Source organism: Pseudomonas sp. 86_A (assembly GCF_017491705.1).
GTDB lineage: Bacteria > Pseudomonadota > Gammaproteobacteria > Pseudomonadales > Pseudomonadaceae > Aquipseudomonas > Aquipseudomonas koreensis.
On record NZ_JAFGYS010000019.1, the window covers coordinates 67632 to 88419 of the forward strand.

Consider the following 20788-nt stretch of genomic DNA (forward strand, 5'->3'; position numbering starts at 1 on the left):
AGCTGATGGGAGTCAGTCTAGGCAAGTATCGGGCAGTAAACCAGAGTGGCGTCCTGCCCGATAGCGTTCATCGCCGGTCAGTCGGCGGCAGGGGAGGCCGGGACCTGTTCGGCGAGCTTGTCGGCCAGGCGCACGAAGGCGGCCAGGTCCAGTTGCTCCGGACGCAGGCTGCCGTCGACGCCGGCGGCTTCGATCTCGGCGGTGGTCATCAATTGCTTGAGGGTGTTGCGCAGGGTCTTGCGGCGCTGGTTGAAGGCTTCGCGAACGACGCGCTCCAGCAGGCGATGATCCTTGGCCGGGTGTGGCAGGACTGCGTGTGGCACCAGACGGACGATGGCCGAGTCGACTTTCGGCGGCGGGTTGAACGCACCCGGGCCGACATTGAACAGGTGTTCGACGCGGCAGTGGTACTGAACCATGATCGACAGGCGACCCCAATCACCGCCACCCGGGCCGGCGGCCAGGCGCTCGACCACTTCCTTCTGCAGCATGAAGTGCATGTCGCGGATGATGCCGGCGTTGTTCAGCAGGTGAAAGATCAGCGGTGTGGAGATGTTGTACGGCAGGTTGCCGACCACGCGCAGGCTGTTCGGTGCGGCATTCAGCGTATTGAAGTCGAACTTCAACGCATCGCCCTGATGCAGGTTGAAATTGCTCTTGCCGGCAAACTGCTGGTTGAGGATCGGGATCAGATCCTTGTCCAGCTCCACCACGTCCAGTTGCGCGCCGGAGTTGAGCAGGCCGGCGGTCAGCGCGCCCTGGCCCGGGCCGATTTCCAGCAGGCGGTCTTCGGACTTGGCACTGATGGAGCGCAGGATGCGGTCGATGACGCCGGCATCGTGCAGGAAGTTCTGGCCAAAGCGTTTGCGCGCCTTGTGTTGGTATTGCTCGGTCATAAACGGGTCTCGGCCATCTGGTAAGCGGTTTCCAGGGCGACCTGCAGGCTGCCGGTGTCGATCTTGCCGCTGCCGGCCAGATCCAGGGCAGTGCCGTGGTCAACCGAGGTGCGGATGATCGGCAGGCCGAGGGTCACATTGACCGCCGCGCCGAAGCCTTTGTACTTCAGCACGGGCAGGCCTTGGTCGTGGTACATCGCCAGCACTGCGTCGCAGTGCTCCAGATATTTGGGGGTAAACAGAGTGTCGGCAGGCAGCGGGCCACGAAGGTCCATGCCCTCGCCGCGCAGGCGCTCTAAGGTAGGTTCGATGATGTCGATTTCTTCATGGCCCAGATGCCCGCCTTCACCGGCGTGCGGGTTGAGTCCGCAAACCAGAATGCGTGGCCGGGCGATGCCGAATTTGTCTTGCAGGTCGGCGTGCAGAATCCGCGTGACCCGCTCCAGCCGCTCCGGTGTGATGGCGTCGGCAATCTCGCGCAGGGGCAGGTGGGTGGTGACCAGGGCCACGCGCAAACCGCGGGTGGCGAGCATCATCACCACTTGGGCGGTATGGGTCAGATCAGCCAGAAACTCTGTGTGCCCGGAGAAGGCAATGCCGGACTCGTTGATCACGCCCTTGTGTACAGGGGCGGTGATCATCCCGGCGAAGTCGCCGTTGAGGCAGCCGTTGCCGGCACGGGTCAGGGTTTCGAGGACGAACGCGGCGTTGGCCTTGTCCAGTTGCCCGGCAACCACGGGGGCGCTGAGCGGGGTGTCCCAGACGTACAGGCTGTCGGCGGGGGCCGGCGCGTCCGGCCAGTGACCGGGCGCCACCTCCAGCAAGGTGACGGCCAGCCCCAGCTGCGCGGCCCGCTCGAGGAGCAGGTCGCGGCTGGTGATGGCAATCAGGGGGTGTGGCTGGGCTTGCGAGGCGAGCAGCAGGCACAGGTCGGGACCGATGCCGGCTGGTTCGCCGGGTGTCAGCGCGAAACGCTTGGGTTTCACTGCGCTGCCTGGTCTGCACCAGGGAGTTTGATTTCTACGTAGGCTTCTTCACGAATCTGACGCAGCCAGTTCTGCAGCTCTTCATCGTACTTTTTGTTACGCAGAACGGTCATCGCTTGTTGCTCGCGGGCTTGTGCGGTGCTGTCGGTGGCGCGGCGGCCAAGGACTTCCAGCACGTGCCAGCCGTACTGGGTCTGGAACGGCTTGGACAGCTGACCTTGTGGGGTCTTGGCCATCACTTCGCGGAATTCCGGTACCAGTGCGTTCGGGTCGATCCAGTTCAGGTCGCCGCCGTTGAGCGCCGAGCCCGGGTCTTCGGAGTAGTTCTTCGCCAGTTCAGCGAAGTCCTCACCCGCCAGAATGCGGTCGTACAGCGATTGCACCAAGGCTTTGGTCTTGGCTTCGTCGCGGATCGGGCTTGGCTTGACCAGGATGTGGCGCACATGCACCTCATCGCGCATCTGCGCTTCGCCACCACGTTTGGCCAGCAGCTTGAGGATGATGAAGCCACCCGGCGTGCGTGCAGGTTGGGTGATATCGCCAACCGCCATGCTGCTCAGTTCACGGTCGAACGGCGGTGGCAGTTGCGCGGCTTTACGCCAGCCCATGTCGCCGCCTTCCAGCGCGTTGTCGCTGCCGGACTTGGCAACGGCCATCTGGCCGAAGTCAGCGCCTTGCTTGAGCTTCTGGTAAACCTCCATGGCCTGACGCGCGGCATTCTGAATCGCTTCAGAATTGGCGCTTTCCGGCGTAGGAATCAGGATGTTGGCCAGGTGCAGCTCTTCGGACAATTGCATCTTGCCCAGGTCGGAGGCTAGGAAGTTCTTCACTTCCTGCTCGGAGACCTGAATGCGTTCTGCCACACGGCGCTGGCGCACACGGCTGATGATCATTTCGCGCTTGATCTGGTCACGGGCGTCGTCGTAGTTCAGACCGTCGTGAGCCAGAGCAGCGCGGAATTGATCCACAGTCATGTTGTTACGCTGGGCGATAGTGCCAACAGCCTGGTTCAGCTCTTCATCGGTAATGCGGATGCCGGAACGCTCGCCGATCTGCAATTGCAGGTTTTCGACGATCAGACGCTCAAGCACCTGTTGATCCAGCACGCCCGGAGGCGGCATGCCGCCGCCACGCTTGGCGATGGTCTGCTGAACTTCGTGGACACGCTGGTCCAGTTGGCTCTGCATGACTACGTCGTTATCAACGATCGCGACCACTTTATCGATGGACTGTACTGCGGCGTTCGCCGCAGTACCCAGGAACAGCGCGCCCAGCAGCAGCGGGCGCAGAGAATCAGAAAGCTTGGTCTTCACGTTGACGATAACCTTGGATGCCTTTGTCGAGGAAGCTCTCTACCTTGGCGCCAGTCAGGCCGCCGAGTCCCTTCAGAACAATTTGGAGGAAGACGCCGTGGTCGCCTTTTTCGTTTTCCGGGGCGTTCTGACTGAATTCGTCATAGCTGACCCAGTAACGGTTGATCAGGCGCAGTTTCCAGCAGCAGTTGTCGTATTCGAAACCACCGAAGGCTTCCAGCGTACGGTTGCGGTTGTAGTCGTACTGCCAGCGGCTGATCGCGCTCCACTGCGGAACGATCGGCCAGATGACCGAGAAGTCATGCTGCTGGATCTTGTAGTAGTCCTTCACGTAGCCAGGCTGCCCCGGGGTTCCGTAGTCACCGCCGCCCACCGACCATTTACCAGTGTTCTGGTCGTAACGAACCTGGTCGTTGCGATAACGATAACCGACGTTGACCACCTTGTTCGGGTTGTCTTCAGGCTGGTAGTGGAACATCGCGCTGCCGGAGCGTGGGCTGCGGCTGTCCGGGTCCCAGTTGTAGTCGGCCGTGGTGCGCCAGTCGCGGTTCCAGCGGTATTCGTATTCCAGCGCGTATGGCGATACGTCGGACTGGGCATCTTTACGATCATTGAACGCGATGCCTGGCAGTTGTACTTCACGATCCTTGAAGTAGTAAGCCTGGCCGACGCTGATGCGCTGACGCTCGAAACCATTGTCTTCGATCCAGCGGCTGGTCACGCCCAGCGACAGCTTGTTCTCGTCGCCGACGCGGTCGGAGCCGGAGAAGCGGTTGTCGCGGAACAGCGAAGCGTAGTTGAAGGTGTATTCGCTGGTGTCGAAGACAGGGATGTCTTCCTGATCGACCTTGGGTACATACAGGTAGAACAGACGCGGTTCCAGGGTCTGGCGATAGTTCTTGCCGAAGTAGGACGTGTTGCGGTCGAAGTACAGGCCGCTGTCGACGCTGGCGATCGGTACGCCACGGCTCTGGTTGCTGTCGAAGGTGCCGTTGAGTTTGTTCTGCTCGGCATTTTGCGTGGCAATGTCTCGTTTGCCCTGGCCATCCAGATCCAACTGATATTGGGTGTACTGATACTTTAACGATGGCTTCAAGAAGCCATAGGTCCAGTTCATTGGCAGGCTGACGCCAGGTTTCAGATTCAGGCGGTCGCCGTTTGCACGAGCAAGGCCGAATATATTGGTATCCAACCGTGGTTGGGTAGTAATGCCATCTTCGTTGACAAAATTACCGGTTTTCAAATCACGATCGAAACGGACGATCTCGGTCTCGTAATCGAAATTCAGACCTTCCGGGTGATACGGCAACTGACCGTTGAAGGTGATCTGTGGCAGACGGCCATACGGCGTGATGTTCGAAACAGTAGCCAGTTGGTACTGCTGAGCATTCAAGCGTGCGGTGTAACTGTCACCACGGTAAGTCACCGAACCCTGCTGATTGACGAAGTCAGCACTCTTCACACCGATCTGATCGGTGGTCAGGTCCTGGAAGTAGTACGGATCGCTGATCTTGGTGTAGTCAACCTGAGTCATCACACGGGAGTCGAGACCGCCCTTGTGCTGCCAGTTGTACATGTAGCGATTCTTTTCGTAGTCGGTCTGCTTGCTGCGATCGGTATCTTCGTCGTTCAGATACGCCGCACCGAACTGACCTTCGCTGGTCTTGGTCAGGTAACGGAACTCGCCTTCGACCAGCATGCCGCGCTTGCTCATGTAACGCGGATACAACGTGGCATCGTAGTTCGGCGCCAGGTTGAAGTAGTACGGGGTAACCAGCGTAAAGCCGGTATCGCTGCCAGTGCCGATGGTCGGCGGCAGGAAGCCCGACTGGCGACGGTCGTCGATCGGGAAGTAGATGTACGGCGTGTACAGGATCGGAATGTCCTTGACCCGCAGCGTCACGTTGGTCGCGGTACCGAAGCCGGTGGCCGGGTTCAGGGTGATGTTGTTGCCCTTGAGCTGCCACGCGTTGCTGTTCGGTTCGCACGTGGTGTACGTGCCGTCCTTCAAGCGGATTATCGCGTTTTCGGCACGCTTGGCGTACAGCGCGTTACCGCGGATGCGCGATTTGTGCATCACGTATTCGGCGTTGTCGACCTTGGCTTCACCGGTGTCGAGCTGCACATCGGCGTGGTCGCCGACGATCAGTGCACCGTTGTCGCGGATGCGTACGTCGCCGTTGAGTTCGGCGCGGCTCTCGGCCTGATACAGGCTGGCCTCGTCGGACTCGACCTGCATGCTGCCCTGACGCAGGACCACGTCGCCGGCCAGCGTACCCACCTGATCTTCGGTGTTGTAGCGCGAGGCCTTGGCGCCGATAAAGGTCGGTGCGTCACTTTTATTCGTCTTGTCATTCATGCCAGGACGAATCGGTTCGATATAGGAACCAGAGCAGTAAGGGCCGGTCTCGGCCAATTGGGCGGCGGTGAGCTTCTCGCGCGGAACCCAGTCGAGGTGACTGTAGTCTTCGCTACGGGATTTCAGGCCGCGGCCCTTGGCTTGGGTGACCAGCACGGGCTTGGCGCCGGTGTCGGATGTGGAACCGTTCTGGGCCGGGGCTTCGCCGGCGGCGCTGACAGCGCTGCCGTCATGCACCGGACGCGGCGGCAAGGCAGCCGCCGGCGTCTTGGGCGCACACGCCCAGCCACCCGTTGCCGATACGGCGCAGTCATACTGCTCGGCGGCAACAACGAATTGACTGGCCAGAGGTTGCATAGCCAGCAGACTGCCGGTTACCAACAACGGAAATTTTTTACGAAACGCGGGGGATTTCAATGCCATCTTATTAGTCCGGGCTTCCTGCGTGCCATCTGCCCGCGGTGTGGGCCGCACGCCTCTCGATGGTCTGAAAAAGATGCTGGATAATAAAGCATGACCCGCTTGACGGCTAGCGCCGTCGGAGACCCTTGCAATGCCTGACCAAGATGTACGCTTGCAACACCTGAAAGTTTGGCTCGATGAGCAGTTGGCAATCCTGTTTGCAAATCAGGGCTGGGGCGCCGTGCCCCCGGCCACGTTGACCGCGGCCAGCAGCGACGCGAGTTTCCGGCGTTATTTCCGCTGGGAAGGAGAGGGCCGCAGTTTCGTCGTGATGGACGCGCCACCGCCCCAGGAAAACTGCAAACCGTTCGTGGATATCGCCTTTTTGCTGGCGAAATCCGGAATTAACGTGCCGAAAATTTATGCCGAAGACCTCGAACGCGGATTTCTTTTGCTCAATGACCTGGGCAACAAGACCTATCTGGACGTAATCGACGGCGAAAATGCCGACGCTTTGTTCAGCGATGCCCTGCAGGCCCTGTTGGCATTTCAGCAATTGCCGATGGTGGCACCGCTGCCAAGTTACGACGTGGCACTGCTGCGCCGCGAGCTGGAACTGTTCCCCGAGTGGTATGTGAAACGCGAACTCGGCATCGAGTTCGACGCGGCCCAGCAACAACAATGGCAAGCCGTCAGCGAGCTGCTGATCGACAGCGCCCTGGCCCAGCCGAAAGTGCTGGTGCACCGCGACTACATGCCGCGCAACCTGATGCTCAGCGAGCCGAATCCCGGCGTGCTGGATTTCCAGGACGCGGTGTATGGCCCGGTCACCTACGACGTGACCTGCCTGTTCAAGGACGCCTTCCTCAGCTGGCCTGAAGAGCGCGTGCGTGGCTGGCTGGAAAGTTACTGGCAGCAAGCCTCGGCACTGAACATCCCGGTGCAGACCGACTTCGAAGACTTCCTGCGCGCCAGCGACCTGATGGGCGTGCAGCGCCACCTGAAAGTCATCGGCATCTTCGCCCGCATCTGCCATCGCGATGGCAAGCCGCGTTACCTGGCCGACGTGCCACGCTTCTTTGCTTATATAGAAGCGGTGATTGCCCGTCGTCCTGAACTGGCGGATCTGCAGGCGCTGTTCGCCAGTCTGCGTGGCGGAGTGACTGCATGAAGGCCATGATTCTGGCGGCAGGCAAGGGCGAACGCATGCGCCCGCTGACCCTGACCACCCCCAAACCGCTGGTGCGTGCCAGCGGCGTGCCGTTGATCGAATATCACCTGCGGGCGCTGGCGGCGGCCGGTTTCAGCGAAATCGTGATCAATCATGCCTGGCTCGGTCAGCAGATTGAGGATTACCTGGGCGACGGTTCGCAATACGGCGTGAGCATTCAGTACTCGCCGGAAGGCGAGCCGCTGGAAACCGGCGGCGGAATCTTCCGCGCCTTGCCGTTGCTCGGTGACGATGCCTTCCTGGTAGTCAACGGCGATATCTGGACTGATTACGACTTCAGCGTGCTGCACCAACCGATCAACGGTCTGGCCTATCTGGTGCTGGCGGACAACCCGGCCCATCACCCGACAGGCGATTTCACCTTGGCCGACGGTCAGGTGCTCGACGCCCGGGCGGACGCGCCAACCCTGACCTACAGCGGCATCGCGGTCCTGCATCCGCAGTTGTTCGATGGCTGCACGGACGGCGCGTTCAAGCTGGCACCGCTGCTGCGCAAGGCCATGGCCGAAGGACAGGTCACGGGCGAGCGCTTGAAAGGTCACTGGGTCGATGTCGGTACGCACGAGCGTCTGGCCGAAGCTGAAGCATTGATAAAAGCGAGTCGTTGATATGTTGTGGCCAGGGACTCTGATTGGAGCCGGAGCGGGTTTTGCAATTGCCAGTATTCCGGGGGCCATGCTTGGGGCGTTGTTGGGGCAGGCGCTGGATCGGCGCCTGCATTTGCAGAGCTGGGGACATCTGCGGGAAAGACTCGGCGGTCGGCCGATGCTGCGCAACGACGAACTGCTGTTCGTGTTGCTCGGGCGTCTGGCAAAAAGCGATGGACGGGTGACGGACGGGCATATCCAGCAGGCGCGCCATGAAATGAACGCCCTGGAAATGAGTGAACCGGCACGGCGACGGGCCATTGCCGCGTTCAATCGCGGCAAGTCCGGTGGTGATCACTTGCGCGGCTATTTACGACGCCTGAGTGCCCAGCCGCATGCGGCCGAAGGCGTGTTGCGCGCCTGCTGGCGGATGGTCTGGGCCGACGGTCGCGCCGGCGTTAGCGAGCGTGAACTGCTGGCGCAGTGGGGCAAGTGGCTGGGGTGGACAACGCAGCAGATCCAGGCGCTGGCCAGTGATTACGAACCGAACAAGCGCCCGATCGTCAGTGCAGCGGTGAGTTATCAGGAGGCAATGCGCCTGCTCGGCGTGTCGGCGACCAGCGAACCGGCGCAGATCAAGCGCGCCTACCGGCGCCTGCTCAGCCGTCATCATCCGGACAAGATTGCCGGCAGCGGTGCCACGCCGGAACAGGTGCGAGAAGCGACCGAGAAAACCCGCGAGCTGCACAACGCGTTTACCCTGATTCGGACGCGGCGGGATTTTCGCTGATCGTTGCCGTTAAAGATGGGTTTTTCTGAAAGGGCCTCATCGCGAGCAGGCTCACTCCTACAGGTGGTCGAGTTCCTTCAGATGGAATGCGATCAACTGTAGGAGTGAGCCTGCTCGCGATTGCGGGCAACTCGATTTATCAGTCAGCCTTCTGCGGATTCAACCAGCCGCGAACCCGCCGGAACAGCTGCTCCTGCTCAGCCTTTTTATCCGGCAACGCCTTGAGCGCGACCTGGCTGAACGCTGAAGTCTTCAAACGCTTGCTGGCCTGCATGCGTTCCAGTGCTGCGTTGCGGTCCAGCGCCTTGTCCATATAGAAGATGTCGGCCGTCGGCAGTTTCAGGGTCGGCGTCAGTTCCGCCAGCTGCGGCTTGGCCTTGCTCGGCGTTTGCGCATCCACCATCACCAGCTTCTCGACCTGAGAACTCTGCCGCTCACTGAGAAAACGCGCCGCCCAGTAGGCGCCCGTGCCGTGACCGAGGACGACGACACGGCGTGCGCTCTGTTGTTCGGCATAGGCGATTGCCGCGTCGATCCGCGCAAAGATTCGCTCGGCATCGGCCTTGGACTGTTCTTCAGTCGTTTCGGCGACCACCTGATCCGCGACGTCCGCTTCACCGCCCGCCGCCTGCTCGATCGGTTGGGCGGTGGTCGAATCCTTGCTGCCGCTTTCCGGGGCTTTCGGCGCCGCCGCGGCTGCAATCACCCGGGGTGCGATGGCATCGCTTTGCAGGTCGGGCAGGGTGATACTCAGGCTGCTCCACTCGACGTCGGGCAATTTGCTGCGCAGCGGGCCGATCACTTGCGGCCAGTCAGCGGTTTCGCCAGCGCCGGGGACGATAATCACAGCGCCTTTGGGCTCGGCGGTGTTGGCCGGTTTCCACAGCGCGAGGAAGGTGTCGGCGCCGGCCTGCAATTGTTGCTGTTCTTGCGCCGGGACTTGGCGTTCGAGTGCTGCGGCTTCTTCCTGACTACGCTCAAGCAGTGGCTGGCGTTCGGCCGGTTTGTCGGCGGCCGCTTGCTCGGCAGTGGAGGCGGGCGCCGGATCGGCGGCTTCGACGGAAAACGCACAAGGCAGGATCAGCGACAGGCACAATGCTGGCATTGCCAGGCGGTAGACAGAGGGCATCGGTTATTCCAGGCCAGAAAAGTATCCCGGCAGCCTAATGGGTTGGTCAGAATTTGTCAGTGTACGAGACTTCAATGATGCGTTTTTGCTGCCTGTGGGTTATCGGCTGGTTGTGTTTTCCCTTGATGGGCTGGGCGGCGTCTGCGCCAGCGGCGCATGCGGCGTCCTTGACCTTCAGCGAGCAGCAATGGCTGGCGCAGCACCGTGAACTGCGCGTGGGGCTGGTCCTGCAGGCGCCGTACGCGCAATACGACCGGCGCCTGCAGCGGCTGTCCGGGGCCAACGTCGAGTTGATGAAGGCGCTGGCCAAGACGCTGAATGTCGAGCTGAGCTGGCGCAATTTCCAGGATCTGGCGCAGCTGGAGGAAGCCGCCCACGCAGGCGAGATCGACATCGCCCCGGGCCTGACACAGACCCCGGGCGCGCTGCGTCTGTGGCTGTTTTCCGATCCGTACATGCGCGTGCCGCAACTCGTGGTCAGCGACCAGAAGAGCAGCGGCGTGGTGGAACTGGAGAAAGTCGACAGCCTCGCCCGCGTCGCCGTGCGCACGCCCAGCGCCACCGCCGATTACTTGCGCAGCAATTATCCGCACCTGAATCTGCAAGGCGTGCCGCTGGAGCGTCAGGCGCTGCAACTGCTGTTGAGTCAGCAGGCGTCCTACGCCGTGGTGGATGAAGCGCAACTCGGGCGCTTGTCGGCTGAACCGGAGTTCGCCGGGTTGGTGGTGGTCGGTGATATCGGGCTGCCGCAACTGTTGCGGGTCGCCACGCGACGCGACTGGCCGGAGCTGGCCGGGATCGTCGAAAGCGCCTTGCGAGCGATCCCGGCCAAGGATCTGGAGCGCCTGCACACGCAGTGGCTGCAACCCAAATATCCGCGTCTGTCGGAGTCGCCGGGGTTCTGGCAGAACCTGAGCCTGTTGTTCGCGGTGCTGCTGCTCAGTTGTATCGCCATCGTCTGGTGGCAGCGCCGTCAGCAGCACAGCCTTGAGCACCGGTTACGGGCGGCGCGAGAGGACATCGCGCTGCGCGCGGCCAGCGAAGAAGCCCTGCGTCTGACCCAGTTCTCCATCGATCAAAGCACCGTCGGCATTCTCTGGGTCAACTGGGACAGCCATGTGCGTTACGCCAACCGTGCGGCGGAAAGCATGCTCGGTTATCCACAGGGCGCGCTCATCGAACGGCCGCTGATCGACTTCGAACCCGGGCTGCACATGGACCGCTGGCTCAACCTGTGGAAACGCGCGCGGGCCAGTGAAGAAGGGCCGCTGAGTTTTGAAACCAGTTGCGTGCGCGCCGATGGCAGCATCCTGCCGGCCGACGTCTCGCTGAGTTTTTTGCGCTTTCGCGACAGCGAGTATCTGGTGGTTTATCTCACCGACGTCACCGAACGGCGCCGCGCCCTGGCCGCCCTGCAGGAAAGTGAAGCGCGCTTGCAGGGCATTGCCGCCAACGTGCCGGGGCTGGTGTTCCGCCTGGAGCGGGCGCCGGTGACCGGGCAGATCGATTTCGCCTACATCAGTGAGGGCAGCGAAAGTCTGGTCGGTTACGCGCCGGCCGTTATCGCGCACCGTGACATGGGCCTGCGCAGCCTGGTGCATCCCGACGACAAGGCCAGTTACCACCAGACCCAGGATCAGGCGCTCGACACCGACAGTGACTGGTCGTGGCAGGGCCGCATTCTCACCCGTCAGGGCGAACAACGCTGGGCCGAGATCAAGGCGATCACCCGGCAACTGGAAGACGGCGCCTATGTCTGGGACGGCATCGTCTGGGACATCAGCGAAAGCAAGCGCATTGAACTGGAGTTGGCGGCGTCCCGCGAGCAACTGCGCGAGCTGTCGGCGCACCTGGAAAGCGTGCGTGAAGAAGAGAAGGCGCGCATTGCCCGGGAAGTGCACGATGAGCTGGGGCAGATGCTCACGGTGCTGAAACTGGAAACCTCGATGTGCGAACTGGCTTATGCGCAACTCGACCCCGGGCTGAACGAGCGGCTCAACAGCATGAAACGCCTGATCGCCCAGTTGTTCCAGCTGGTGCGCGATGTAGCAACGGCGCTGCGCCCGCCGATTCTCGATGCCGGGATCGCTTCGGCGATTGAATGGCAGGCGCGGCGATTTGAAGCGCGTACGCAGATTCCGTGTCTGGTGCAGGTGCCGGACAATCTGCCGGCGCTCAGCGATGCCAAGGCCATTGGCCTGTTCCGGATTCTGCAGGAGGCGCTGACCAATGTGATGCGGCATGCCCAGGCGCATACTGTGGAACTGACGCTGGCGCTGGAAGGCGACGAATTGTGTCTGACGGTCAGCGACGATGGCGTAGGCTTTGTCGTCGCGAGCGATCGGCCGACCTCCTTTGGCCTGGTCGGCATGCGCGAGCGGGTGCTGATCATGGGCGGACGCTTGCGGCTTGAGAGTGAGCCGGGGGAGGGCACCAGCCTGAATGTCTGGGTGCCGATTTCCGAGGTCTGAAGATTTGCGGTGTTTGAGCTGACGCTATCGCGAGCAGGCTCACTCCTCAGGGGGAATGCATTGCAATGTGGGAGCGAGCCGGCTCGCGAATGATCCTGACGCTGAATAAGAACAATGGAGAAGAACGTGATCCGTGTACTGGTAGCCGAAGACCACACCATCGTCCGTGAAGGGATCAAGCAATTGATCGGCCTGGCCAAGGACCTGCAAGTGGTGGGGGAGGCGAGCAATGGCGAGCAGTTGCTGGAAACCCTGCGCAGCGTGCCGTGCGAGGTGGTGCTGCTGGACATCTCGATGCCCGGGGTCAACGGGCTGGAGGCGATCCCGCGGATTCGCGCGCTGAACAACCCGCCAGCAATTCTGGTGCTGTCGATGCACGACGAAGCGCAAATGGCCGCCCGCGCGCTGAAGGTCGGCGCGGCCGGTTATGCAACCAAGGACAGTGATCCGGCATTGCTGCTGACCGCCATTCGCAAAGTCGCGGCCGGCGGGCGCTACATCGACCCGGAACTGGCCGACCGGATGGTCTTCGAAGTCGGCCTGACCGACACGCGTCCGTTGCATTCGTTGCTGTCCGAGCGCGAGTTCTCGGTGTTCGAACGCCTGGCCCAGGGCGCCAACGTCAACGACATCGCCCAGCAACTGGCCCTGAGCAGCAAGACCATCAGCACCCACAAGGCGCGGCTGATGCAGAAGCTCAACATCACCTCCCTGGCCGATCTGGTCAAATACGCGATGGAACACAAACTCCTCTAAAGATCACCGCAGTTAAAACTGTAGGAGTGAGCCTGCTCGCGATAGCGATCTGTCAGGCAACACTTCGGTGACTGAGCCACCGCTATCGCGAGCAGGCTCACTCCTATAGGGGATCTTCATAGCACCCTAAATTGTGGGCATATCTGTTAGCGACAACCGCTTTTGCTTGTTCTTGTGGCTTGCAGCTCGACGCTTGCAACTGCCTTGTCCATTAGCGCCATCCTTGTAGGGCGATCCCTACCCCCAACCTTCCATCCGGCTGAGGCGATTCTCTCCTGCGCCCCGATTTGCGTGGCTGGCGCCAGCCACTAGGCTTGTTCCACAGCAGTTACCAATAACAAAGGTGTGGGTATGAGCCAGGTCGATTCAAACGCAGGGGCCAGTGACGTGCTGGTCAGCTTTCGTGGAGTGCAGAAGAGCTACGACGGCGAGAACCTGATCGTCAAAGACCTCAACCTGGACATTCGCAAAGGCGAGTTCCTGACCCTGCTCGGGCCGTCCGGCTCCGGCAAGACCACCAGCCTGATGATGCTCGCCGGCTTCGAAACACCGACCGCCGGCGAAATCCTTCTGGCCGGTCGCGCAATCAACAACGTGCCGCCGCACAAGCGTGACATCGGCATGGTGTTCCAGAACTACGCGCTGTTCCCGCACATGACCGTGGCCGAGAACCTCGCCTTTCCGCTGACCGTGCGCGGCCTGAACAAGAGCGATGTCAGCGACAAGGTCAAGAAAGTCCTGAGCATGGTCCAGCTCGACGCCTTCGCGTCGCGCTATCCGGCGCAACTCTCTGGCGGCCAGCAGCAGCGGGTGGCACTGGCCCGCGCGCTGGTGTTCGAGCCGCAACTGGTACTGATGGACGAACCGTTGGGCGCGCTCGACAAGCAGCTACGCGAACACATGCAGATGGAGATCAAGCACCTGCACCAGCGTCTTGGCGTGACCGTGGTCTACGTGACCCACGACCAGGGCGAAGCGCTGACCATGTCCGACCGTGTGGCCGTGTTCCATCAGGGCGAGATCCAGCAGATCGCCCCGCCACGCAGCCTTTACGAAGAACCGAAAAACACCTTCGTCGCCAACTTCATCGGCGAGAACAACCGCCTCAACGGTCGCCTGCTCAGCCAGAGCGGCGAGCGCTGCGTGGTCGAGCTGAGTCGTGGCGAGAAGGTCGAGGCGCTGGCGGTCAACGTCGGCCAGACCGGCGAACCAGTGACCCTGTCGATCCGTCCGGAACGCGTCAGCCTCAATGGCTCGAGCGACCAATGCGTCAACCGCTTCTCAGGGAGGGTGGCGGAATTCATCTATCTGGGCGACCACGTCCGGGTGCGCCTGGAAGTCTGCGGCAAGACCGACTTCTTCGTGAAACAGCCGATTGCCGAGCTCGATCCCGCGCTCGCCGTCGGGGACGTGGTACCGCTTGGCTGGCAGGTCGAGCACGTTCGTGCACTTGACCCGCTGTTAGAGGCGAACTGATCGCCCCCGCAATACCAACACCAACCCTGCACGTGGAGAGAACAATAAATGTTGAGATCCCTGAAGTTCACCGCCCTGACCCTGGGCCTAATGGGCGCGGCCAGCGCCATGGCCGCTGGCCCGGATTTGACTGTGGTGTCGTTTGGCGGGGCGAACAAGGCTGCGCAGGTCAAAGCCTTCTATGCACCGTGGGAAGCGGCGGGCAATGGCAAGATCGTCGCCGGCGAGTACAACGGCGAAATGGCCAAGGTCAAAGCCATGGTCGACACCAAGAGCGTGTCGTGGGACCTGGTGGAGGTCGAATCGCCGGAACTGGCCCGTGGCTGCGATGAAGACATGTTCGAACCGCTGGACCCGGCGCTGTTCGGCAAGTCCGAAGATTACGTCAAGGGTGCGATCCAGCCTTGCGGCGTGGGTTTCTTCGTCTGGTCGACCGTGCTCGCGTACAACGCCGACAAGCTGAAAACCGCACCGACCAGCTGGGCCGATTTCTGGGACACCAAGAAATTCCCGGGCAAGCGTGGCCTGCGCAAAGGCGCCAAGTACACCCTCGAATTCGCTTTGATGGCCGATGGTGTGGCCCCGAAAGACGTCTACAAAGTGCTGGCCGGCAAGGACGGCCAGGACCGTGCGTTCAAGAAACTCGATGAACTCAAGCCAAGCATCCAGTGGTGGGAAGCCGGCGCGCAACCGCCGCAATACCTCGCTTCCGGTGACGTGGTCATGAGCTCGGCCTACAACGGTCGTATCGCTGCGGTGCAGAAAGAATCCAACCTGAAAGTGGTGTGGAACGGCGGCATCTACGACTTCGACGCGTGGGCCATCCCGAAAGGCCTGGACAAGGCGCGTGCTGAAGCGGCGAAGAAATTCATCGCCTACTCGGTCCAGCCACAGCAGCAGAAGACCTACTCGGAAAACATCGCCTACGGCCCGGCCAACACCCAAGCCGTTCCGCTGCTGAGCAAGGACGTGCTGAAAGACATGCCGACCACCCCGGAAAACATCGCCAACCAGGTGCAGATCGACGTCAGCTTCTGGGCTGACAACGGCGAGCAACTGGAGCAGCGCTTCAACTCCTGGGCGGCGAAGTAACCCGGCTCCGACTGGATGAGAGACTTTGTGGCAAGGGAGCTTTTGTGGCGAGGGGATTTATCCCCGATGGGTTGCGCAGCAGCCCCGAAGCCATACCCGCTCGGTGTGTCAGATAAACCGGATTCTCAGGTTTTACGACTGCTGCGCAGCCGATCGGGGATAAATCCCCTCGCCACAAAGGTTCGCTCTCTCAGCAAGGCTCGCTCCCACCGGTAGTGGTGTTTCAACACAACAGAGGTGGTTCGCCACCTCTGTAACGATCAAAGATTTGCGGAGTACGTCATGGCCATCGCCGTTCCCCTGAACGAGGGCGCCAGCCCCACCTTGAAGCAGAAGCTCAAGCGCGCCGAGCGGGTCAACCGCTGGAAGGCCCAGGCGTTGATTGCGCCGCTGGTGCTGTTTCTGTTGCTGGTGTTCCTGGTGCCGATCGTGGCGCTGCTCTATAAAAGCGTCGGCAACCCGGAAGTGGTCGGCGGCATGCCGCGCACCGTGGCAGCCATCGCCAGTTGGGACGGCCGCGGCCTGCCCGCTGAACCGGTGTACAAAGCGGCCGGCGAAGACCTCGCCGAAGCGCGCAAAAACCAGACGCTGGGCGACCTGTCCAAGCGCTTGAACATGGAGTTGGCCGGCTATCGCAGCCTGCTGACCAAAACGGCCCGGGCGCTGCCATTTGCCAGCGAGCCGGCCTCTTATAAAGAAGCACTCGAAGGCCTCGATGAGCGCTGGGGCGATCCGGCCTACTGGCAAGCGGTCAAACGCAACACCAGCAGCATCACCCCGTATTATCTGCTGGCGGCGGTCGATCACCGTATTGACGACCTCGGCGAACTCGCCCCGGCGACCCCGGATCAGGCGATCTACCTCGACATCTTCGCCCGCACTTTCTGGATGGGCCTGATCATCACGGTGATCTGCCTGCTGCTCGCTTATCCACTGGCGTATCTGCTGGCCAACCTGCCATCGCGCCAGAGCAACCTGTTGATGATTCTGGTGCTGCTGCCGTTCTGGACCTCGATTCTGGTGCGGGTCGCCGCGTGGATCGTGTTGCTGCAATCGGGCGGTCTGATCAACAGCGCACTGCTGGCGATGGGCATCATCGATAAGCCACTGGAACTGGTGTTCAACCGCACCGGGGTCTACATCTCGATGGTGCACATCCTGCTGCCGTTCATGATCCTGCCGATCTACAGCGTGATGAAAGGCATCTCACCGACCTACATGCGCGCCGCAATTTCGCTGGGCTGCCACCCGTTCGCCAGTTTCTGGCGGGTGTACTTCCCGCAGACCTATGCCGGTGTCGGCGCTGGTTGCCTGTTGGTGTTCATCCTCGCCATCGGCTACTACATCACCCCGGCGCTGCTGGGCAGCCCGAACGATCAAATGGTCAGCTACTTCGTCGCGTTCTACACCAACACCAGCATCAACTGGGGCATGGCCACTGCGTTGGGCGGCTTGCTGCTGCTGGCGACCGTGGTGCTTTATCTGATTTACAGCTGGCTGGTGGGCGCCAGTCGCCTGCGTCTGAGCTAAGGGGAATTTGAAATGCTGAGTCCTTACATGTCGCCCATCGAACGGGTGTGGTTCTACAGCTTGCGGATTCTCTGCGGCCTGATCCTGCTGTTCCTGATTCTGCCGGTGCTGGTGATCGTGCCGCTGTCGTTCAACTCGGGCAGTTTCCTCGTGTATCCGTTGCAGGGTTTTTCCCTGCACTGGTACCAGGACTTCTTCGCCTCGGCCGAATGGATGCGCGCGCTGAAGAACAGCATCATCGTCGCCCCGGCCGCGACCGTGCTGGCGATGGTCTTCGGGACCCTGGCCGCCATCGGCCTGACCCGTGGCGACTTCCCCGGCAAATCGCTAGTGATGGCGCTGGTGATTTCACCGATGGTGGTGCCGGTGGTGATCATCGGTGTCGCCAGTTATCTGTTCTTCGCGCCGCTGGGCCTGGGCAACAGTTTCTTCTCGCTGATCGTGGTGCATGCGGTGCTGGGTGTGCCGTTCGTGATCATTACCGTGTCGGCAACGCTGCAGGGCTTTAACCACAACCTGGTACGGGCGGCGGCCAGCCTAGGCGCTTCACCGCTGACCGCGTTCCGCCGGGTGACCCTGCCGCTGATTGCACCGGGGGTGATTTCCGGGGCGCTGTTCGCCTTCGCGACGTCGTTCGATGAGGTGGTGGTGACGCTGTTCCTCGCCGGCCCCGAGCAGGCGACGCTGCCACGGCAGATGTTCAGCGGGATCCGCGAGAACTTGAGCCCGACGATTGCCGCTGCGGCTACATTGCTGATCGCCTTTTCCGTCATCCTGCTGCTGACCCTGGAATGGCTGCGAGGCCGCAGCGAAAAACTGCGTACCGCTCAGGTCTGACGCCGATCCCCTGTAGGAGCAGCCTTCGGCAGCTCCTACAGGGGGTAATTGTTTAAAGGGTTCTTGCGGTCATTCACGACCTGAATAACAGACAACCCCAAATCCCCAGCTAATCTTGTGCCCAGCTCCCACATCTATAAGAGGCTGCGCACGATGAGTCTGTCCCAGTTCAAAATCGCTCACAAACTGATCACCGGCGCCGGGGCCATCGAGCAACTGGCGGCGGAACTCACGCGCCTGGATATCGACAACCCGCTGATCGTCACCGACGCTGCGCTGGTCAAGTCCGGCACCGTCGAGCTGGCGCTGTGCCAATTGGGTGGGCGCGATTACGAGATTTTCGACCGGGTGCTGCCGGACCCGGAAATCGCCATCGTCGAAGACTGCATGCGCGTCTATCGCGAAGGCGGGCATGACGGCTTGATCGGTTTGGGTGGCGGCAGTGCCATCGACATCGCCAAGAGTGTCGCCGCGTATGCCGGATACCACGGCGCGCTGGAGGACCTGTTCGGCGTCGATCAAGTGCCGCGCAAAGGCCCGCCGCTGATTGCCATCCCGACCACCGCCGGCACCGGTTCGGAAGTGACCAACGTGGCGATCCTTTCCGACAAGGTTGCGCAACTGAAGAAAGGCATCGTCAGCGACTATCTGTTACCGGACGTCGCGCTGGTCAGCCCGCAAATGACCCTGACCTGTCCGCGCAGCGTCACTGCCGCCAGTGGTGTCGATGCGCTGGTGCATGCCATCGAATCCTATCTGTCGGTCAACGCTTCGCCGATTACCGACTCGCTGGCACTCGGCGCGATCAAACTGATCGCCAGGTCGTTGCCCAAGGCCTACGCCAACGGCGCCAACCTGCAAGCCCGCGAAGACATGGCCACCGCGAGCCTGATGGCCGGCATGGCGTTCGGCAATGCCGGGGTCGGCGCGGTGCATGCGTTGGCCTATCCGCTGGGCGGACGTTTCAACATCGCCCACGGCGTCAGCAATGCCTTGCTGCTGCCGTATGTCATGACCTGGAACAAGATGGCCTGTGTCGAGCGCATGCAGGATATCGCCGAAGCCATGGGGCTGAAGACCGCTCATCTGAGTGCCAGCGAAGCGGCGGACAAAGCCGTGCAGGCGATGACCGACTTGTGCGTGGCGGTGGAAATTCCCGTCGGCCTGCGCAGTTTCGGTGTACCGGAAGATGCGATCCCGGCCATGGCCGTGGAGGCCGCGGGAATCGAGCGCTTGATGCGCAATAACCCGCGAAAGCTCAGCGCCATCGATATCGAGAAGATCTACCGCGCAGCCTACTGATCATCGCGGTCACGGTGCGCGCGCGGAAACTTGAGGTATACAATGCGCGCCATCGTGATTTAGCTCAGAAAAGGTGCGTCATGCAGCCCTTCGTAATTGCTCCGTCGATTCTCTCCGCCGACTTCGCCCGCCTCGGCGAAGAAGTGGACAACGTTCTGGCCGCCGGTGCGGACTTCGTTCACTTCGATGTCATGGACAACCACTACGTGCCGAACCTGACCATCGGTCCGATGGTCTGCGCGGCACTGCGCAAGTACGGCATCACCGCGCCGATCGACGCGCACCTGATGGTCAGCCCGGTGGATCGCATCGTCGGCGACTTCATTGAGGCCGGCGCCACCTACATCACCTTCCACCCGGAAGCCACGCTGCACGTCGATCGCTCGCTGCAACTGATCCGTGAAGGCGGCTGCAAATCCGGCCTGGTGTTCAACCCGGCGACCCCGCTGGACGTGCTCAAGTACGTGATCGACAAGGTCGACATGGTCTTGCTGATGAGCGTCAACCCGGGCTTCGGCGGCCAGAAGTTCATTCCCGGCACCCTCGACAAACTGCGCGAAGCGCGGGCGATCATCGATGCCTCGGGCCGCGACATTCGCCTGGAAATCGATGGCGGCGTCAACGTCAACAACATCCGTGAAATCGCTGCCGCTGGCGCTGATACCTTTGTCGCCGGCTCGGCGATCTTCAATGCGCCGAACTATCAGGAAGTCATCGACAAGATGCGTTCCGAACTGGCGCTGGCGCGCCCATGAGCGGTTTTGAGCAGCTGTTCCCGGGGCAACTGCCACGGTTGGTGATGTTCGATCTGGATGGCACGCTGATCGACTCGGTTCCCGACCTGGCGGCGGCGGTGGACACCATGCTGCTCTCTCTCGGCCGCAAGCCTGCCGGCATCGAGTCGGTGCGCGAGTGGGTCGGCAATGGCGCACCGGTGCTGGTGCGCCGGGCGCTGGCCGGCGGCATCGATCATTCGGCAGTGGACGACGTCGAGGCCGAGCACGCGCTGGAAGTGTTCATGGACGCCTACGGCGCCAGCCATGAGCTGACTGTGGTCTATCCCGGCGTGCGCGACACGCTCAAGTGGCTGCACAAGCAGGGCGTGGTCATGGCGCTGATCACCAACAAGCCGGAGCGTTTTGTCGCGCCGTTGCTGGATCAGATGAAGATTGGCCGTTACTTCAAGTGGATCATCGGTGGCGATACCTTGCCGCAGAAGAAACCCGATCCGGCCGCGCTGTTCTTCGTGATGAAAATGGCCAATATCCCGGCCTCGCAATCGCTGTTCGTCGGTGATTCGCGCAGCGATGTGCTGGCGGCGAAAGCGGCGGGGGTCAAATGTGTTGGGTTGAGCTACGGCTACAACCACGGCCGGCCGATTGCCGAGGAATCCCCGGCGCTGGTGATCGACGATCTGCGCCAGCTAATTCCCGGTTGCCTCGGTACAGCCGCTGAGATAACGTTGCCCGACGCTTCTCAATCCCATTCTGGAAACGCCATCGTGGTGGTCACTCGCAAACTCTGGATGAAAGTCATCAAGGCTCTGGCCCGCTGGCGTTGGCGCGCCTGACTGGTTCCTGGCCGGCATGCCGGCGCGTTTGCATACCTGACTGTCAGCACCTCACACCACG

General features: G+C 61.6%; 17 protein-coding genes. 12 read left to right on the forward strand and 5 right to left on the reverse strand.

From position 1 onward, the window contains the following. Positions 1–77: 77 nt before the first annotated feature. Genes rsmA through J5M57_RS25280 form a run of 4 tightly spaced genes read right to left on the reverse strand, consistent with a single transcriptional unit; the run spans position 78 to position 5977 of the window. A complete protein-coding gene (rsmA, locus tag J5M57_RS25265; protein WP_083367753.1) occupies positions 78–896 on the reverse strand; it encodes a 16S rRNA (adenine(1518)-N(6)/adenine(1519)-N(6))-dimethyltransferase RsmA in 819 nt (272 codons plus the stop codon). After that, positions 893–1882 (reverse strand): 4-hydroxythreonine-4-phosphate dehydrogenase PdxA, encoded by a 990-nt coding sequence (gene pdxA / locus J5M57_RS25270; RefSeq protein ID WP_169843499.1) that lies wholly within the window; start codon positions 1880–1882, stop codon positions 893–895. The genes rsmA and pdxA overlap by 4 nt, the downstream gene beginning before the upstream one ends. Continuing rightward, positions 1879–3195: a peptidylprolyl isomerase gene (locus J5M57_RS25275; RefSeq protein WP_169843500.1), complete on the reverse strand. Its 1317-nt coding sequence runs from the start codon at positions 3193–3195 to the stop codon at positions 1879–1881. The genes pdxA and J5M57_RS25275 overlap by 4 nt, the downstream gene beginning before the upstream one ends. Continuing rightward, the gene (locus tag J5M57_RS25280; protein WP_169843501.1) at positions 3176–5977 is read right to left on the reverse strand and encodes an LPS-assembly protein LptD; all 2802 of its coding nucleotides are present in this window, start codon (positions 5975–5977) and stop codon (positions 3176–3178) included. The genes J5M57_RS25275 and J5M57_RS25280 overlap by 20 nt, the downstream gene beginning before the upstream one ends. 130 nt (positions 5978–6107) lie before the next feature. Between J5M57_RS25280 and J5M57_RS25285 the strand changes: the two genes are divergently transcribed. The 3 genes from J5M57_RS25285 to J5M57_RS25295 are packed head-to-tail and all read left to right on the forward strand — an operon-like array spanning position 6108 to position 8564. Continuing rightward, positions 6108–7127 carry a phosphotransferase gene (locus J5M57_RS25285; protein ID WP_169843502.1) on the forward strand — a complete coding sequence of 340 codons (1020 nt, stop codon included), beginning with the start codon at positions 6108–6110 and terminating at the stop codon, positions 7125–7127. Beyond that, positions 7124–7795, forward strand: coding sequence for an N-acetylmuramate alpha-1-phosphate uridylyltransferase MurU (murU, locus tag J5M57_RS25290; protein WP_169843503.1), 672 nt, complete (start codon positions 7124–7126; stop codon positions 7793–7795). Before J5M57_RS25285 ends, murU begins: the two co-directional genes overlap by 4 nt. 1 nt (position 7796) lies before the next feature. Next, the gene (locus tag J5M57_RS25295; protein WP_083367758.1) at positions 7797–8564 is read left to right on the forward strand and encodes a TerB family tellurite resistance protein; all 768 of its coding nucleotides are present in this window, start codon (positions 7797–7799) and stop codon (positions 8562–8564) included. A 139-nt stretch (positions 8565–8703) separates the two neighbouring features. On the opposite strand, the gene J5M57_RS25300 is transcribed toward J5M57_RS25295, so the two are convergent. After that, a complete protein-coding gene (locus J5M57_RS25300; protein ID WP_207849914.1) occupies positions 8704–9693 on the reverse strand; it encodes an alpha/beta hydrolase family protein in 990 nt (329 codons plus the stop codon). 74 nt (positions 9694–9767) lie between these two features. Here J5M57_RS25300 and J5M57_RS25305 point away from each other — a divergent pair, with 74 nt between their 5' ends. From J5M57_RS25305 to J5M57_RS25345, 9 genes are all read left to right on the forward strand, one after another. Continuing rightward, on the forward strand, positions 9768–12164 hold the full coding sequence (locus J5M57_RS25305) for a sensor histidine kinase (protein ID WP_169843505.1): 2397 nt from the start codon (positions 9768–9770) through the stop codon (positions 12162–12164). A gap of 114 nt (positions 12165–12278) precedes the next feature. Next, positions 12279–12920 carry a response regulator transcription factor gene (locus tag J5M57_RS25310; protein ID WP_169843506.1) on the forward strand — a complete coding sequence of 214 codons (642 nt, stop codon included), beginning with the start codon at positions 12279–12281 and terminating at the stop codon, positions 12918–12920. 351 nt (positions 12921–13271) lie between these two features. After that, positions 13272–14396, forward strand: coding sequence for an ABC transporter ATP-binding protein (locus tag J5M57_RS25315; RefSeq protein WP_064589489.1), 1125 nt, complete (start codon positions 13272–13274; stop codon positions 14394–14396). A gap of 48 nt (positions 14397–14444) precedes the next feature. After that, positions 14445–15488 (forward strand): ABC transporter substrate-binding protein, encoded by a 1044-nt coding sequence (locus tag J5M57_RS25320; protein ID WP_025113554.1) that lies wholly within the window; start codon positions 14445–14447, stop codon positions 15486–15488. 282 nt (positions 15489–15770) lie between these two features. Further along, a complete protein-coding gene (locus tag J5M57_RS25325; RefSeq protein ID WP_064589487.1) occupies positions 15771–17018 on the forward strand; it encodes an ABC transporter permease in 1248 nt (415 codons plus the stop codon). A 12-nt stretch (positions 17019–17030) separates the two neighbouring features. After that, a complete protein-coding gene (locus tag J5M57_RS25330) occupies positions 17031–17855 on the forward strand; it encodes an ABC transporter permease (RefSeq protein WP_064589486.1) in 825 nt (274 codons plus the stop codon). Positions 17856–18008: 153 nt separating this feature from the next. After that, the gene (locus J5M57_RS25335; protein ID WP_169843507.1) at positions 18009–19157 is read left to right on the forward strand and encodes an iron-containing alcohol dehydrogenase; all 1149 of its coding nucleotides are present in this window, start codon (positions 18009–18011) and stop codon (positions 19155–19157) included. Between the two features lie 80 nt (positions 19158–19237). Beyond that, positions 19238–19912 carry a ribulose-phosphate 3-epimerase gene (gene rpe, locus J5M57_RS25340; RefSeq protein WP_003228808.1) on the forward strand — a complete coding sequence of 225 codons (675 nt, stop codon included), beginning with the start codon at positions 19238–19240 and terminating at the stop codon, positions 19910–19912. Continuing rightward, positions 19909–20727: a phosphoglycolate phosphatase gene (locus J5M57_RS25345; protein ID WP_207849913.1), complete on the forward strand. Its 819-nt coding sequence runs from the start codon at positions 19909–19911 to the stop codon at positions 20725–20727. Before rpe ends, J5M57_RS25345 begins: the two co-directional genes overlap by 4 nt. Positions 20728–20788 lie beyond the last annotated feature (61 nt).

Bases quoted from the DNA above. Each gene is read 5' to 3' on its own strand.
- rsmA (WP_083367753.1), bottom strand. From the start codon at position 896: ATGACCGAGCAATACCAACACAAGGCGCGCAAACGCTTTGGCCAGAAC.
- J5M57_RS25300 (WP_207849914.1), bottom strand. From the start codon at position 9,693: ATGCCCTCTGTCTACCGCCTGGCAATGCCAGCATTGTGCCTGTCGCTG.
- J5M57_RS25325 (WP_064589487.1), top strand. From the start codon at position 15,771: ATGGCCATCGCCGTTCCCCTGAACGAGGGCGCCAGCCCCACCTTGAAG.
- J5M57_RS25295 (WP_083367758.1), top strand. From the start codon at position 7,797: ATGTTGTGGCCAGGGACTCTGATTGGAGCCGGAGCGGGTTTTGCAATT.
- J5M57_RS25280 (WP_169843501.1), bottom strand. From the start codon at position 5,977: ATGGCATTGAAATCCCCCGCGTTTCGTAAAAAATTTCCGTTGTTGGTA.
- J5M57_RS25345 (WP_207849913.1), top strand. From the start codon at position 19,909: ATGAGCGGTTTTGAGCAGCTGTTCCCGGGGCAACTGCCACGGTTGGTG.
- J5M57_RS25305 (WP_169843505.1), top strand. From the start codon at position 9,768: ATGATGCGTTTTTGCTGCCTGTGGGTTATCGGCTGGTTGTGTTTTCCC.
- J5M57_RS25310 (WP_169843506.1), top strand. From the start codon at position 12,279: ATGGAGAAGAACGTGATCCGTGTACTGGTAGCCGAAGACCACACCATC.
- J5M57_RS25335 (WP_169843507.1), top strand. From the start codon at position 18,009: ATGAGTCTGTCCCAGTTCAAAATCGCTCACAAACTGATCACCGGCGCC.
- J5M57_RS25320 (WP_025113554.1), top strand. From the start codon at position 14,445: ATGTTGAGATCCCTGAAGTTCACCGCCCTGACCCTGGGCCTAATGGGC.
- J5M57_RS25285 (WP_169843502.1), top strand. From the start codon at position 6,108: ATGCCTGACCAAGATGTACGCTTGCAACACCTGAAAGTTTGGCTCGAT.
- rpe (WP_003228808.1), top strand. From the start codon at position 19,238: ATGCAGCCCTTCGTAATTGCTCCGTCGATTCTCTCCGCCGACTTCGCC.
- J5M57_RS25330 (WP_064589486.1), top strand. From the start codon at position 17,031: ATGCTGAGTCCTTACATGTCGCCCATCGAACGGGTGTGGTTCTACAGC.
- J5M57_RS25315 (WP_064589489.1), top strand. From the start codon at position 13,272: ATGAGCCAGGTCGATTCAAACGCAGGGGCCAGTGACGTGCTGGTCAGC.
- murU (WP_169843503.1), top strand. From the start codon at position 7,124: ATGAAGGCCATGATTCTGGCGGCAGGCAAGGGCGAACGCATGCGCCCG.